Origin of the sequence: Azospirillum tabaci (assembly GCF_014596085.1) — a bacterium.
Taxonomy (GTDB): domain Bacteria; phylum Pseudomonadota; class Alphaproteobacteria; order Azospirillales; family Azospirillaceae; genus Azospirillum; species Azospirillum tabaci.
Genome location: NZ_JACCJY010000003.1, coordinates 85,591 through 100,824, shown reverse-complemented (window position 1 = coordinate 100,824; position 15,234 = coordinate 85,591). Strand labels below are relative to the sequence as shown.

The window sequence follows — 15,234 nt, the reverse complement described above, 5'->3', positions numbered from 1 at the left end:
CGAAAGGGCCGCCCTGATGGGCGGCCCTTGCGGCACTCCCCGGCGGGAGAGATGCTTACTTCTTGGCGATGGCGGCCTTGACCTCGTCCAGGCTCTCCGACACGCGCTTGGACAGCACGTCGGCGGCCTCGGTGTTGGACTTGGCGACCAGCTCGGCCAGTTCCTTGATGTTCGACAGGGCCTTCTCGAAGGCGACCTTAACCAGTTCGGCCTGCTTGGCGGCCTTCTCTTCAGGCGTGCCGGCGGCGGCGACCTGGTTCACATAGCTGCCGGCCTCCTCGACGGAGGAACGGACGATCTCGGCCTGACGGCGGAGCACGGCCTGCAGACCCTCGATCGCGAGCTGGTTGGCGGCGGTCACCGCCTCGATGTTCTTGCGCTGGCTCGCCAGGATCGATTCGACGTCGAGGCCGGGCACCTTGTAATCGCCCAGCACCTTGGACAGGTCGAATTCGAGGAACGGGTTACCGGTCTGCTTGGCCATGGTTCTCACCCCCGACGAAAGGATTCATTAGGCGTGCTGCGGCGCAGCAAACCTGTGGCGCGACTATGCAGATTGCCAAAAAGATAGTCAACGCCCTTGTGCGTCGCACCAAGGGCTACACCGCATCCTACAGAACCTCAACCGGCGGACGCGCTTCCTGGTTCCCCGGCTGTTTCCCCGGTGTCCTGCGGCGCCGTCTGCGATTCGGAGGAAGAGGCGCGTCCGGATCTGCGGCGTAATGCCCCAGCCCAGCGTTCCGCCCGCCGCAGTTCGGAATCGAGCGCCGCCATGGTTCGCGACAGGTCGGCGCTGTCGTCGTTCAGGAAGACGCGCATAACGCGTGCCTGCACCGCGCCCAGACCGGCGACGAGAAGGGCACCGCCGGTCCGGTCGGCCTCCACCCCGGCGGCACGCAGCATCCAGGCCATCGACCGCCCGAAATGGCGGGAGAAGGCCAGCGCGGTCAGCGGTTCCCGCCGCAGATCGCGGACGACCGAACGCAACCCGTCCCGGTAAGGCAGCAAAGCGTCGTAACGGCGCATCATCACGTCGAACAGCCGGTCGCGGGCGCTCTCGTCCGGGCCAGCCGGTGCGTCATCGGCGAGGACCGCGGTGTCGGCGACCCGCGACACGGCGGCCAACACATCGGAGCGATCGGGGAAGCGGCGGTAGAAGACGTCGGGCGGCACCCCCGCCGCCCGTGCGATCGCCAGCAGCCCGGTGTTGCGCCAGCCCTGCCCGGCGGCCAGCCGCATCGCGGCGGCGGCCACCCGCTGGTCCAGTTCGTCGGCGCCTCCCCCTCCGGCGGCATTCCCCACGGCGTCGGGGGCGTCAGGGTCGATCTTCCAAGGGGTGTCGGCGGTGTCGTCCATGGGGTGGAACCTCGTGGTCTGCCTGCCCCCATGATGTGGGACGCCCGCGCCGCACCTCAACCGGGGCGGCAGAAGGGGAAGGGCTCGACCCGCTTCATATAAGTGGGAATCCAGACGCACTGGCCGGCGGGGTTGGGCAGTCGGATGGCTTCGATGACCGGCCAGACCTGGGCGACCACCACCACCAGCGCCAACGTGCCGACGATCCAGCGGCGCGGCCGGGCGCGCCCCAGCAGTCCGGGCAGGCGCAGCAGCACCCAGGCCGCGGCGAGCCCCATCAGCGGGTCGGTGTAGGCGGCGTAGGCCCGCTGAAAGCCGCGCAGGGAGAACAGCGTCTCCAAGCCCCAGGCAACCAGCAGCAGAAGCGCCGCCTGCGCCGCGGCCGCCCGCTCCCCCCGGCGCCACAGGACGATGCAACCGCCGATGATGAACCACTCCACCACGATGGTTTGCGGGATGTTGTCGGGATGGAGGACGATGGTGCGGATCGCCAACGTGCGCCACAGCCCCTTCGCCAGCAGCGTCACCAGCCCGTCGGACAGCACCTGCTCCTGCCCCTGGAGCGCCGCCTGATGCTTCCAGGTGGTGAAGACGAACATGTGCTCGATCAGATTGGCGACGGCGATGACGTTCTGCTCATGCGGGCGGAGCGTCAGGGCGAGCACCCCGAGCGCCAGCTCGAGCGCCACCGCCGCCACGGCCGCCACCGCGTAGGACAGGCGTACCCTCCACACCGCCGCATAGACGGCCATGCCGAGGAAGACCCAGCCAACGATGATCCCCTGATAGACCCCCGACAGCCCGCCACCGACCGGGCGGTAGGGGTAGAGCGACTGGCCGGCGCTGGCGATGCCGTGCTGGATCAGGGCCACCGCGGGCAGCGCCGCGGCACCCGCCGCCAGCGCCAGCATCCCGACGGCGATCCAGTGGGGACCGCCCTCCCCCGCGAAGCGGCGCCCGAAGGCCAGCGCGATCACCGGGATGCCGAGCGCCAGGAAGATCGCCTGGATCTTCGTCACCACCGCCAGCCCCGCCAGCAGCCCGGCCAACCCGAGAAGAAGCAGGGGCCGCCAGCCCGGTGCGGTGCGGACGGCGACCAGCACCAGAAGAAGCGCCGTGACCACGAAGGAGGCCGACAGCAGATCGGTGCGCATCTGCCGCGCCTGGGTAGACAGGCCAATGCCGAACGCCATGACCACGGCGGCCAGGAAGGCCACCCGCCGGTCGCCGACCAGCGCGCGGACGAGGTTGGCGTAGATCAGCGCGAAGGTGGTGGTGATCAGGATGGACAGTGCCCGCCCGGCCTCCACCAGATTCTGCCAGGCGGAATCATAGGCGGCGGTGTCGGCGGCGGGCGGCAGGCCGGACAGGGTGACGACCGGCATCAGCCCCAGCGCGTGCAGCAGCCGGTACCAGACCTCGATCACCATGAAATAACCGTAGCCGGGGTGATCGAAATACTCCTGGGGCAGCCCCTCGTTGAACAGCAGCCCGTGATAGGCCAGCACCAGATCCTGATCGGCGTGCGACCAGTAAGGGGTGCGGAAACCGATCGCCAGAGCCGACACCACCATCACCGCCGCCAGCGCCGCGCACAGCCCCCACCAGGGCCAGCGCTCCAGCAGGCCGGCGTCGGGCACCCCGGCGGAGCGGCCGGGCATGACCGGTTGAGGGGAAGTGGCGCCGCGGTCCATGGGTGACATGATGGGAGTATGTCCAGAGGTTACACGCCAGCGGTTTGTGCACGATTCCGGACGGTTTTGGAACCGCGGCGGCGGCGGGCTGTTTTTTGCGGACCTGCAACTCTTGATCGTTCGCCCCCTTTGCCAGAAGGAACGGTGCCAGCCCGATGTCTGATTCCGACGACCGCCCGTCACCCCGTTCCACCGCCTCCGTTTCCCGCAACGGCCAGGACCACGATCCTGACGGCGCTGGACCGCCCTCCGCCGGCCGTGCCCTGGTCATCCTGCCGGACCTGCCCAAGCACCCCGACCATGGACACGGCACAGCGCGCCAGCCCGACGCGCGGTTGTCCGAAGCGATCGCGCTTGCCCAGGCCATCCGCCTGGAGGTGCCGCACGCCGAGGTGATCCGCGTCGCCCGTCCCGACCCCGCCACCCTGTTCGGGCGTGGCACCGCCGATCGGATCGGCGGCATGGTGGAAGCCTTCCACGCCGACCTGGTGGTGATCGACCATCCGCTGAGTCCGGTGCAGCAGCGCAACCTGGAACGCCGCTGCATGGCCAAGGTGATCGACCGCACCGGCCTGATCCTGGAAATCTTCGGGGAGCGCGCCCAGACCCGCGAAGGCCAGTTGCAGGTCGAGCTGGCGGCCCTGACCTACCAGCGCTCGCGGCTGGTGCGGTCCTGGACCCACCTGGAGCGGCAGCGCGGCGGCTTCGGCTTCCTGGGCGGTCCCGGCGAAAGCCAGCTCGAACTCGACCGCCGCCTGATCGCCGAACGGATCAGCCGCCTGAAGTCGGACCTTGAGGAGGTGCGGCGGACGCGCAAGCTGCACCGCTCCGCCCGGCAACGCGGCGGCACGCCGCTGGTGGCGCTGGTCGGCTACACCAACGCCGGCAAATCGACGCTGTTCAACCGGCTGTCCGGCGCCGGCGTCACCGCCGAGGACATGCTGTTCGCCACGCTGGATCCAACCGTGCGTCGGATCGTTCTGTCCTCCGGCAAGACCATGGCGCTGTCGGACACGGTGGGCTTCGTGTCGGAGCTGCCGACCCAACTCATCGCCGCCTTCCGCGCCACGCTGGAGGAGGTGCAGGCCGCCGACCTGATCCTGCATGTCCGCGACGTCTCGCACCCCGATGCGGCGGCGCAGAAGGCGGACGTGGATTCGGTGCTGGCCGATCTCGGGATCGACGCCGCCAACGACCCGCGGGTGGTGGAGGTGCTGAACAAGACCGACCAGATGCCCGCGACCGCCCGCGGCGCGCTCCACATGCGCCTCGCCAACCAGCGGATGATGGAAGGTGAGGAACGCGCCGTCGCCGTGTCCGCCCTGACCGGGGAGGGTCTGGATGAGCTGCTGGACCTGCTGGACCGGCGCATATCGGCCGAGCGGCAGGTGCTGGAGTTGAGCGTCAACCTGTCGGACGGGCGCGCCCTGGCGTGGCTGTACGAGCATGGGCAGGTGTTGGACCGCCGGGACGAGGATGGGCAGGCCCATGTGCATGTGGCGTTGGCCCCCGCCGACGCCGCCCGCTTCGAAAGCCGGTTCGTCGGTCAGGAAGGCCGCTGACGATACGTCCCGCGCCATTTGGCCCGCCGTTTCGGATGGCCTGAAACCACGGCCGCTCTCCTGCGTTGTGACGGGCAGGCCGGTTCGTGACCCGCCCGGTCTCTGACCCGCCATGACCAGGAGGAAGCTGCCCCATGACCGAAAAGCCGGAACAGGATCGGGCCCAGCGCGTTCGCCGCCGCGCCCACGACATCTGGGAGCGGGAGGGCCGTCCCGACGGACGGCACGACGACCATTGGGCCCAGGCCGAAGCCGAGGTCGACGACGAGATCCGCGCCGAGCGGCAAAGCGAGGAAACAGAAAGCAGCGCCCCGGATGCTCCACCGAAACGGCGTTCCAAGGCAACCGCCGCGAAGCCGGCCGCCGCAAAACCCAAAGCTGCCTCCAAAGCCGCGCCCAAAGCGGCGCCCAAAGCCGCACGGATCAGCGGCACTCGGGCGGCGGCTGAGAATCTGTCGGCGGTGGCTGCCGGACGGACGGAGCAGACCGGCACGACCAAGACCGGCGGCCAGATCTCCCGCGGCGGCGCCTCCAGCGGAAAGCCGGGCAAGGCGTCGCGCCGGGACGCGTCGCGCGGCTGAGGGGCGGGGCGCTCCCCCTCCCCCATCCTCTGCAGACCTCCCATGCCCCGTATGCCGGAAAATGGGACGGAAAAGGGAACGAGAGGTCTGGTTTCCGCCCTTCGGGATTGCTAGTGTTGCTGCCCCTGCGCATCCGCACGCAATGTTCGATCCCTGAGGTAGAGACATGCCGCATTATCGCTCCCGCACTTCCACGCACGGCCGCAACATGGCGGGCGCCCGCGGCCTGTGGCGCGCGACGGGCATGAAGGACGGCGATTTCGGCAAGCCGATCATCGCGATCGCCAACTCCTTCACCCAGTTCGTGCCGGGGCACGTCCACCTGAAGGATCTGGGCCAGCTCGTCGCCCGCGAGATCGAGAAGGCCGGCGGCGTCGCCAAGGAGTTCAACACCATCGCCGTGGACGACGGCATCGCCATGGGCCACGACGGCATGCTCTACAGCCTGCCCTCGCGCGAGCTGATCGCCGACGCCGTGGAGTACATGGTGAACGCCCACTGCGCCGACGCGCTGGTCTGCATCTCCAACTGCGACAAGATCACCCCCGGCATGCTGATGGCCGCCATGCGGCTGAACATCCCGGCGGTCTTCGTGTCGGGCGGCCCGATGGAAGCCGGCAAGGTCAACTGGCGCGGCAAGACCAAGGCCGTGGACCTGATCGACGCCATGGTCGCCGCCGCCGACCCGACGGTGACCGACGAGGAGGCGGCGGTGATGGAGCGCGGGTCCTGCCCGACCTGCGGCTCCTGCTCCGGCATGTTCACCGCCAACTCGATGAACTGCCTGACCGAGGCGCTGGGCCTCTCCCTGCCCGGCAACGGCACGATCCTGGCGACCCACGCCGACCGCAAGGAGCTTTTCCTCGCCGCCGGCCGCATGGCGGTGGAGCTGTGCCGCCGCTGGTACCAGGAGGAGGACGCCACTGCCCTGCCCCGCGGCATCGCCACTTTCGAGGCGTTCGAGAACGCCATGACGCTCGACATCGCCATGGGTGGCTCCACCAACACGGTGCTGCATCTTCTGGCCGCCGCGCAGGAGGGTCAGGTGCCCTTCACCATGGCCGACATCGACCGGCTGTCGCGCCGCGTGCCCAACGTCTGCAAGGTCGCCCCGGCGGTCTCCGACGTCCACATCGAGGACGTGCACAAGGCCGGCGGCATCTTCGGCATCCTGGGCGAGCTCGACCGCGGCGGCCTGCTGAACCGCGACGTCGCCACCGTCCACGCCAAGACGCTGGGCGATGCGCTCGACCGCTGGGACGTCAAGCGCACCCAGGACGAGGGCGTGCACACCATGTTCAAGGCCGCCCCCGGCGGCATCCCGACGACCATCGCCTTCAGCCAGGAGAAGCGCTGGCCCGAACTGGACCTCGACCGCGATAAGGGCGTCATCCGCTCCGTCGACAGCGCCTTCAGCAAGGACGGCGGCCTCGCCGTGCTGTTCGGCAACATCGCCGAGAAGGGCTGCATCGTGAAGACGGCGGGCGTGGACGCCTCCAACCTCGTCTTCGCCGGCCCGGCCCGCGTCTTTGAAAGCCAGGACGCGGCGGTCGAGGCCATCCTGGGCGACACGGTCAAGGCGGGCGAGGTGGTGGTCATCCGCTACGAAGGCCCGCGCGGCGGCCCCGGCATGCAGGAGATGCTCTACCCGACCAGCTATCTGAAGTCGAAAGGGCTGGGCAAGGCCTGCGCCCTGGTCACCGACGGCCGCTTCTCGGGCGGCACCTCGGGCCTGTCAATCGGCCACGCCTCGCCGGAAGCGGCGCAGGGCGGCGCCATCGGTCTCGTCCAGGACGGCGACCGGATCGAGATCGACATCCCCAACCGCAAAATCAACCTCGCCCTGTCCGAGGAGGAGTTGCAGCGCCGACGCGATGCCGAGAACGCCAAGGGCGCCGACGCCTGGAAGCCGGCCAACCGCAATCGCGTCGTCTCGCCGGCGTTGCGCGCCTATGCCGCCCTGACCACCAGCGCCGACCGCGGTGCGGTGCGCGACGTGTCGCAGGTGGAAGGCATCGCCGTGAAGCGTTGACGCGGCGCCGAAGGTCCAATCGGAAAGACCAGACCTTTCCGGTTAAGACTTTCGGAAGGGCTGTATGAGGGACGTTCAGCAAGAATCGGCGTCGCGGCCTTCCGCGGCGCCGTTTCGCTTCTTGAGCGCAACGGGCCGTGAAGCGGCATGCGGCAGTATGTCTCCGATCTCCCCGTTCCATCACCAAAAGAAGCGCAGGCCATCCGGCACGAAATCTGTCATTGTCTTTCCGCATGGTCCGGCATGCCGGAACGGGATGTGCATTCCGAAAGATCAACACCACGGGGAAACCGATGGCGCAGCCGCGGTCCGTCGCTCGGGATGATGCCGGGGCGCCACCCGATGGTGCCGCGTTCCGGCGTGCGCTGGCGGACATCACGGATGCCCTGCACCGGGCCGAGGAAGGCATCGGTTCCATTGTTTCCCTCACCGCGGCGGAAGACGATGCCGGCCGCCTGATCGGCGCCCTTGTCCACAGCCCCGTTGCCGCTGGCTTCGGCGTCCTGCGCTGGCCGCAATCGCTGCTGCCGCTGCTGGGCGGACCCGACGATCTTGAAGCGGTGGCCATCAGCCTACTGGCTTTGGCTGGTGGCCCTTCGGACGAAGCCCGTCGGGACATCGCCCTGGCCGCCGAACGCGGCGGCGGAGAACTGGCTGGAGAGGCGGTGCGCGGCCTGCTGGGCCTTCCGTCGGTCCAACCGCTCTGGCTGGGCCTGGACGGCGCGCAGCGGGCGGAGTTTCAGGTGGAGGGGCTGGCCGCCGCGCTTCTGGACCTCTGCTACGAACGGCCCGTCCTGATTGTGGTGGAGAACGTCCAGTGGGCGCGCGGCTTGACGGTGCCGCTGCTCGATGCGCTCAGCAACATCGTCGAGGACGCACGGCTGTGCCTGGTGACCATCCGCTCTCCCGCGCCCTGCGATCGGACCAGCGGTTGGATGCCCCCCGGCCCGTCCCGGCGCTTCGTCCTGCCGGAACCGGATGGTGGGCCTGCCGACGCCGTCGACACAGATGTGGCTGCTCCGGCGTCGCACGCCGTTCTGCTGGACTCGCTGCGCCGCGACCGGCGGCCGGAACGGATCGAGTGGATGGCCCATCACGCTCCGTTGGCGGGGGCGTGGGCGCTGGCCTGCGCCTGCGCGCGGCACGCCGGACGGCGGGCGGAGGCCGGCTGCCGCCCCGCCGACGCCGCCCGTCATTATATCGACGCTCTGGCCGCACTGGAGCGGTTGCCCGAGACCCGGAGGCACGCGCAACGCCGGATCGACCTGTGGACCGCTCTGGCCCGCACCCAACCGCCACCGAGCGGCAACGCGGTGAAGGCGGCGGAGAAGGCCCACGCGCTTGCCGAAGATCTCGGGGACCGGCTGCGCGCAGCGCGCGCCCTGTCGCTTCTAGCCACCCTGCGCTGGACCACCGGCGATCTGCAGGCATCTCGGCGGACCGGCCTGCAAGCCCTGCGGATCTGGCGGCAAACCCAAAGCCCCTTGCAACAGGTGCAGACGCTCATCAAGCTGGGCCGCGTCCTGACCGAAGAGGGCCGCTTCCGCCAAGCCGACACCGTCCTTCGCGCCGCCGCCGCGTTGACGTCCCAGGGGGATACGGGCCGCTTCCACGGACGCACCGTGTTGGCTCCGGTGTGCATCGCTGCGCACCGTGCGCGCTGCCGGGCGGAACTGGGCGAGCCGGAAGAGTCGCTGCGGCTGGCCCGTGCGGCGCTCGCCCAGGCGGAGGATGGCGGCCACGCCGCGTCTCTCGCCCATGCCTGTCTGCATCTCGGCTGGGCCGCGATGACCGGGCAGCGCTACGCTCTGGCGGTGGAGCCTCTGAAGCGGGCCGTTGCCATCACCGAAACCATCCGCCTGCACGCCTGCCAGCCTCTCGTCCTCGGTGCGCTGGGCTACGCTCTGGTCCGCACCGGAGCGCTCAACGACGGGGCGTCGCTGCTGCTCGGCAGCCGGGAGCACGCGCGGATGCTCGGCATCCGGCGCCACGAGCCGCAAATCCTGATTTGGATAGCCGAGGCCGCTTTGCTCTCCGGCCAGCCGGAGGACGCCGTCCGCAACGCCTGTGATGCCGCCGGGAAGGCCGCGGATGCGGGACAGTCGGGCGACGAGGCCTGGGCACGACTCGCGCTGGCCCGCGGGCTGGCCGCGCTGGGGAACCACGCTGCGGCCCGGCAATCTCTGGACGTCGCCAACCGCATGGCCACACAGCGTTCGATGGCGCCCTTGCTGGCCCAATGCGCCGAAATCCGCAAGGCCGTGACGTCCGTATGAAAGCCCGGGGCCAAGCGCAGTACAATCCCCGCGAAGATCGAACTTAATTCGCCGCGCACCCGCATAAAAGACGATGCGTTCGCATACGAATCTCCATATCGTAGACGCTCTTCCCCGCGAACGGCATCGTCCGTTCCTCGCTTTCGAAACGGACGACCGCCGCATATGACTCTTGCCCAGCTCTCCCGATTGCGCGGGCACAAGGGTTTGGGGTTCATGTTCGCGCTGGCGACCTTTGCCGTCGCCCTGGTGGCACGCCTTGCCCTCGACGACCGGCTGCCGGCGGGGTTTCCGTTCCTGACCTTCTTCCCGGCGGTCATCGTCACCACCTTTTTGGCCGGACTGTGGCCGGGCATCGTGACGGCACTGCTGAGCGGTCTGGCCTCCTGGTACTTCTTCCTCGGCACCAGCCAATCGCTCGACCTGGCACCCGGCAGCGCGCTGGCGCTGGGCTTCTTCGGGCTGGTCGTGGCGGTGGACATCGCCGTGATCCACACCATGAACGTGGCGCTGGAGCGGTTGGCGGAGGAGCGCAACCGCAGCGCCCGCCTGACGCACCAGACCCAGGTGATGTTCAGCGAGCTTCAGCACCGCGTCTCGAACAACCTTCAACTCGCCTCCTCGCTGATCGCGATCCAGAAGTCCAAGGTCAAGGACCCCGAAGCCCGCCGGGCGCTGGAGGAGGCCGCCGGACGGCTGTCGACTCTGGGCCGCCTGCACCGCCGGCTCCACGCTCCCCATGACGGGCCGATGGACATGGAGCCGTTCCTGCGCGAGCTGTGCCAGGACATCCTGAAGACCTCCGGGGCGGAGCGGATCGACTGCACGGTCAGCGCCGCCGAGTCCGACCTGCCGCCGGACACCCTGATTCCGCTCGCCCTGATCCTGGCCGAGCTGGTCAGCAACGCCCTGGAGCACGGTTTCCCCAATGGCGAGGCCGGACGGATCGGCGTCGATCTGCGCGCCCGCGATGGGGAATTGGTGCTGACGGTGCGCGACGACGGGGCGGGTCTTCCCGATGGTTTCACCCTGACGCGCCCCTCCAGCCTCGGCCTGAAGATCGTCAGCTCGCTGGCCGCCCAGATCGGCGGAACCTTCAGCATGACCGGGTCTCCCGGGCAGGGCACCACGGCCCGGCTGGTTCTTTCCCAGACCATGGCCTCCTGACCGGCACCGGTGGACAGGGGGGCACCATTCCGGCAAAAGTCGCGCCCATGCCCATCCTCCCCACCTCCCCCGCATCGGCGATTCCGGCAATCACGACGGCGCGGCGCGTCGGCGCCATCGACATGGCGCGCGGCGTCGCCCTGCTCGCCATGGCCCTGTATCACGGCTCCTGGGACCTGACGTATCTGGGGCTGGCGGATTTCGATCTGTTCGGCGACCCACTCTGGCTGGCCGCGCGCACCGGCATCCTCGGCAGCTTCCTGATCCTGTCGGGACTCAGCCTTACCCTGGCGGCGGAGGGTGGGATCGACCGGCGCCGATTCCTGCGGCGCTTCGCCCTGCTCGTCCTGGCGGCTGGCGGCGTGTCGGCGGTGTCGTTGGCGATGTTTCCGGACAGCCCGATCTTCTTCGGCGTGCTGCATCACATGGCGGTGGCGAGCCTGCTCGGCCTCGCGCTGCTGCGCCTTCCCTGGCCGGTGCTTCTGCTGCTCGGCGTGGCGGTGATCGCGGTGGGCGAGACGGTTGCCTTGCCGTTGTTCGACGAGCCCTGGCTGCGCTGGATCGGGTTGATGACCTTCGAGCCGGAATCGAACGATTACGTGCCACTGTTTCCCTGGTTCGGCGGCTACCTGTTCGGGATGGCGCTGGGGCGGCTGTGGCGTCCCGGCCCGGCGAAGACTTCGGGTGGAGCGGTCGGGCGCTGCTTCGCCTGGGCCGGACGGCACAGCTTGGCGGTCTATCTTCTGCACCAACCCGTCCTGTTTGGCCTGCTGTCCCTGCTGGCGATGGGAATCGACGCCGACCCGGCGGACGTCCGCAGCTTCCAAAGCTCCTGCGTGGCGACCTGCACCGCCAGCGGCGGGGAGGCGGCGCGCTGCACCGCCACCTGCCGCTGCGTGTCCGACGATCTGAACCGGGTCGGCCTGTGGTCGGACTTCGTCCACGACCGGCTGAGTCCGGACAGCGCCCGCAAGGTCGACGGCGTCATTCAAAGCTGCGGCAGCCGTTGACCGGGAAGCGCTGACCGGGAAAGGCGCTACGCCCGGCGCTTCCCCACCGTGTCGGCGACATAGGCGTCCCGTTGCCCAATCGGCTTCGGGCCGCGCCCATCCTCTTCCGTGGTGTCGCGGGCGGTCTGGTGCTCGATCTCCGCGTTCAGCTCCGCCCCCATCAGGATCACGTAGGAGGTCAGGTTGAACCACAGAAGCAGCACCACGCCCGCCCCGACCGACCCGTAGGTCTGGTTGTAGCTGCCGAAGTTCGAGACGTAGACCGAGAAGCCCACCGAGGCGATGATCCACAGCGCCGTGGCGACGGCCGAGCCCCAGGTGACCCAACGCCATTTCGGCTGCCGCCGGTCCGGGCCGTAACGGTAGAGGACGGCGAGCGCCAGCATGATCGCCACCGCCAGGATGGGCCAGCGCGCGAGGCTGGCGGCCCAGCCGATCGGCGTATCCCGCAGGCCAAGGAAATTGATGGCTGCGGGCACCGCAACGATCATCGCCAGGGTCACGATCACGAACACCAGCCCGGCCAGCGTCAGCACCAGCGACAGGAAGGCGAGCTTAAGGAAGCCGCGTCGCTCCTCCTCCCCGTAGGCGATGTTCAGCGCGGTGATCAGCGAGTTGGTGCCGCGCGACGCGCTCCACAGCGTCAGGGCGAGGCCAAAGAGGACGCCGAAGCCCAGCCCCTCCTGCGGTGCCGATGCGACGTTGCGCGCCTGGTCGCGCAGCACGTTCAGCGCCTCCGGCGGCAGCAGCCCGGCCAGTTGGTTGACCTGCTGCTCGACCCCCGCCGGATCGAAGACGAGGCCGTACAGAGAGACCAGCGCGGCGATCGCCGGGAAGATGGCGAACAGGGCGTAATAGGCCACACCCGCCGCCACGATGGAGATGTTGTCCTTCCCCTGCTCCTCCCAGGTGCGCCAGAGGATGTCTTTCCAACCCGCCTTGGGGATGTCGGACGGCTGGACCGCCGAACGCCCCCGCCCTCCCATCTCGACGCGCGGATACTGATTGCGGTGGCGACGGCTCAGCCCCAGCATGCCTCCTCCCTCACGCTACCGCTTCGCGCAACGCGCCGACGCGGTGGCGCACCGTCTCGATCTCGTGGAAATGGGCGCCGACGATGACCGTCAGCTCCTCGGGCAGATCATCGTGCAGGCTGTTGCGGAACAGGCCCAGCGTGCCTTCCACGCCGCTTTCCAGCCCACGAAGCAGCCCGCCGCGCGTCCGCGCGCCACCCAACTCCGTATCCAGGTCACGCCAGACGGCATGGACGGGCGCCTGCAGGTCGCGGCCACCGCCGCGGCGCACCAGCTCCGCCTCCAGGGCCGCGGCGCTTCGGTCGAACTGACCGGCGACCTGGGTGAGCCGCGCCCTCAGGTCGGGATCGTCCAGAACCATGTCGGCTTGACGGAATCCGGTGGCCCCCTGGCGGCACGCGGCGACCAGAACGCTCAACACATCCTGGGTTGTCCCGTCGGCGACCCGTCCCGCAGCGGGTCCCGAAACGGCCGGCTCGACCTCCGGAGTCCGCGAGACGGTCCAGGCGAACCACAGGGCGCCCGCGGCCATCACGGCCAGCGGCCAGGGGTTCGAGCGGATGGCGCGGGCGACGCGCGATGGGTTGCCTTCCACCACGTCCCGCACCACCTCGATGACGCCACCCGACATCTGGCCGGGCGAGAGTCGGAACTCGATCTCGTCGAGAACCGCGTCCATGCGGCCGCGGATGGCGTGGATATCCTGCTCGATCTCATCCGTCCCACGCCGGCCGCGCGGCGATGCCGAGGCGTCGGATGTGGGTGTGGTGCTTGCTGTAGTGCCCGCCGCGACGCCGCTCATGGTGTCGGCATACGGATCGGTGGCTCGGTTCATGCCGGCATCTCCCCCTCTTGACGCTGCCGCCAAGCAACACCCGCGAATGGCGGAAGGTTCCGGGACATCGCAGGGGTGACGCGGGGGATAACCCACTCGACCTTTTTGAAGAGGGCAAGAGGAGAAGAAGTACTCCCCACATTTGCAAACCGTTTCAGATCGGTTTGCAACCTCGGGTTTGAGCAGACGACCCGTCAGACCGCCGAACTTTTGAGGAAAATGGTGATCCGGGTGGGATTCGAACCCACGGCCACATGATTAAAAGTCACGTGCTCTACCGACTGAGCTACCGGATCACAAATGCGCACGGCCTGTCGCCGGTGCGGGGCGCAACATAGGCGGCGGTGGCGTGCCGGTCAACAGCGGGGTTGGGCAGAGCGCACAGAAATTTCGCCCTTTCTCATAATCCCCACGGCAACAGTCCGGGCGGCGGCGCTGCTTCGGCGGTTCCGGCGCCGACACCATCTATGGCGCCAACGGCAACGACCGTCTTGATGGTGATTGCGGTAATGATTTTCTGCTGGGCGAAGCTGGATCAGACACCATTTATGGTGGCGTTTCAGGCAATTCGGGAAACGACACTCTGATTGCTGGTGGCACTACCGCCGGCACCGCCGACCATCTGCAATGGCAGTGACGGAAATGATGTTTATTACCATGACGTGACCTGGAGTGGTGTTTCGTACATCTACGACACCGACAGCTATTCCCCAGGAACGCAGGCCCAGTTGATCCTGGCCGGCATCTCGTCGATCAACGATCTCGGGTTCTACCAAGTCAACAACAATGACCTGTACATCATGTACCCTGCCGGATGGTGCCGACTCGGTGAACCACAACGGGGTGATCATCCACGGCTACTTCAGCAACGCGGGGGCACCGTCGACGATCTCCGAGGTCGAACATCTGACCGTCGGAAGCAGCACTTATGACCTGTCCGCTCTCCTAGGCTTCGGCGCCTAGGACGCGCCAAGACCGTACGGCCATGATGGAGACAAGCCCCATCACGGCCGTAACAGGAACTGTGCGAGAACAGGCAAACCCCGGAGCGTGATGCGCCCTGCAACGGGTCAACCGCATCCCGCGTTGGCCGCATCCCATTGGCCGCATCCCGGCATCGTCACTGTTTCAGCGTCTGCACCTGCTTGCTGGCGTCCCCGTTGCCAGCCTCCAGAGCAAAGCGTTCGGCCAGATGATCGGCCACGCGGCCGCTGACGAAGCCGCGGATGTCGCCGCCCAGCCGCCCGATCTCCTTCACGAAGCGGGAGGAGATGAACTGGCTCTTTTCCGAGGCCATCAGGAACATGGTCTCGATCTTCGGATTCAGGCGGGCGTTCATGCCCGCCATCTGGAACTCGTACTCGAAATCGGAAACCGCCCGCAGGCCGCGGATGATCACGGTGGCGTTCACCTCGACCGCGAAATGCATCAGCAGCGTGTCGAAGGCCCGCACCTCGATGCTGGCCCCGGCGTTGTTGAGGGCGGTCACGTCCTCCCGGACCATCGCCACACGCTCATCCGTCGAGAAGAGCGGACCCTTGCCGGCGTTGCGGGCGACGCCGACGATCAGATGATCGACGAGGCGCGACGCCCGCTGGATGATGTCCATGTGCCCGTTGGTGATCGGGTCGAAGGTGCCGGGATAGACACCGATGCGGCGCTTGGCCATGGGAGTACCTTCCGCCTC

Annotated in this window: 13 protein-coding genes, 1 tRNA gene and 1 pseudogene; 8 read left to right on the top strand and 7 right to left on the bottom strand. The window is 68.4% G+C overall.

All coding sequences use genetic code 11. From position 1 onward, the window contains the following. Window positions 1-55: 55 nt before the first annotated feature. The 3 genes from H0B54_RS05560 to H0B54_RS05550 all read right to left on the bottom strand — a co-directional run bounded on the left by H0B54_RS05560 (window position 56) and on the right by H0B54_RS05550 (window position 3,059). A complete protein-coding gene (locus H0B54_RS05560; RefSeq protein ID WP_014197176.1) occupies window positions 56-484 on the bottom strand; it encodes a phasin family protein in 429 nt (142 codons plus the stop codon). A 137-nt stretch (window positions 485-621) separates the two neighbouring features. After that, window positions 622-1,356, bottom strand: a complete 735-nt coding sequence (locus H0B54_RS05555) for a TetR family transcriptional regulator (RefSeq protein ID WP_188259556.1) — start codon at window positions 1,354-1,356, stop codon at window positions 622-624. A gap of 56 nt (window positions 1,357-1,412) precedes the next feature. Next, on the bottom strand, window positions 1,413-3,059 hold the full coding sequence (locus H0B54_RS05550) for a phospholipid carrier-dependent glycosyltransferase (protein WP_246472346.1): 1,647 nt from the start codon (window positions 3,057-3,059) through the stop codon (window positions 1,413-1,415). A 146-nt stretch (window positions 3,060-3,205) separates the two neighbouring features. Here H0B54_RS05550 and hflX point away from each other — a divergent pair, with 146 nt between their 5' ends. From hflX to H0B54_RS05520, 6 genes are all read left to right on the top strand, one after another. Further along, window positions 3,206-4,612: a GTPase HflX gene (hflX, locus tag H0B54_RS05545; protein WP_094302442.1), complete on the top strand. Its 1,407-nt coding sequence runs from the start codon at window positions 3,206-3,208 to the stop codon at window positions 4,610-4,612. 134 nt (window positions 4,613-4,746) lie between these two features. Further along, a complete protein-coding gene (locus H0B54_RS05540; protein ID WP_188259555.1) occupies window positions 4,747-5,193 on the top strand; it encodes a DUF2934 domain-containing protein in 447 nt (148 codons plus the stop codon). Between the two features lie 166 nt (window positions 5,194-5,359). Next, window positions 5,360-7,225: a dihydroxy-acid dehydratase gene (gene ilvD, locus H0B54_RS05535; RefSeq protein WP_188259554.1), complete on the top strand. Its 1,866-nt coding sequence runs from the start codon at window positions 5,360-5,362 to the stop codon at window positions 7,223-7,225. A 293-nt stretch (window positions 7,226-7,518) separates the two neighbouring features. Then, window positions 7,519-9,501, top strand: coding sequence for an ATP-binding protein (locus tag H0B54_RS05530; RefSeq protein ID WP_188259553.1), 1,983 nt, complete (start codon window positions 7,519-7,521; stop codon window positions 9,499-9,501). A 216-nt stretch (window positions 9,502-9,717) separates the two neighbouring features. After that, a complete protein-coding gene (locus H0B54_RS05525) occupies window positions 9,718-10,668 on the top strand; it encodes a sensor histidine kinase (protein ID WP_188259552.1) in 951 nt (316 codons plus the stop codon). A gap of 47 nt (window positions 10,669-10,715) precedes the next feature. Next, window positions 10,716-11,678 carry an acetyltransferase domain-containing protein gene (locus H0B54_RS05520; protein ID WP_188259551.1) on the top strand — a complete coding sequence of 321 codons (963 nt, stop codon included), beginning with the start codon at window positions 10,716-10,718 and terminating at the stop codon, window positions 11,676-11,678. Window positions 11,679-11,704: 26 nt separating this feature from the next. On the opposite strand, the gene H0B54_RS05515 is transcribed toward H0B54_RS05520, so the two are convergent. The 3 genes from H0B54_RS05515 to H0B54_RS05505 all read right to left on the bottom strand — a co-directional run bounded on the left by H0B54_RS05515 (window position 11,705) and on the right by H0B54_RS05505 (window position 13,843). Beyond that, window positions 11,705-12,712, bottom strand: coding sequence for a YihY/virulence factor BrkB family protein (locus tag H0B54_RS05515; RefSeq protein ID WP_188259550.1), 1,008 nt, complete (start codon window positions 12,710-12,712; stop codon window positions 11,705-11,707). Between the two features lie 10 nt (window positions 12,713-12,722). Further along, window positions 12,723-13,547, bottom strand: a complete 825-nt coding sequence (locus tag H0B54_RS05510; RefSeq protein WP_188259549.1) for a ferritin family protein — start codon at window positions 13,545-13,547, stop codon at window positions 12,723-12,725. Between the two features lie 220 nt (window positions 13,548-13,767). Then, a tRNA-Lys gene (locus H0B54_RS05505) sits at window positions 13,768-13,843 on the bottom strand. Window positions 13,844-13,998: 155 nt separating this feature from the next. Between H0B54_RS05505 and H0B54_RS30485 the strand changes: the two are divergent. Beyond that, window positions 13,999-14,184, top strand: a pseudogene (locus H0B54_RS30485) (calcium-binding protein); the annotation flags it as partial. 149 nt (window positions 14,185-14,333) lie between these two features. Further along, complete coding sequence (locus H0B54_RS05495) at window positions 14,334-14,510, top strand: hypothetical protein (protein WP_188259548.1); 177 nt, start codon at window positions 14,334-14,336, stop codon at window positions 14,508-14,510. A 157-nt stretch (window positions 14,511-14,667) separates the two neighbouring features. Here H0B54_RS05495 and coaD read toward each other — a convergent pair whose 3' ends face one another. Further along, entirely contained in the window at window positions 14,668-15,216 is a 549-nt protein-coding gene (gene coaD / locus H0B54_RS05490; protein WP_094302433.1) for a pantetheine-phosphate adenylyltransferase, read from the bottom strand. Window positions 15,217-15,234 lie beyond the last annotated feature (18 nt).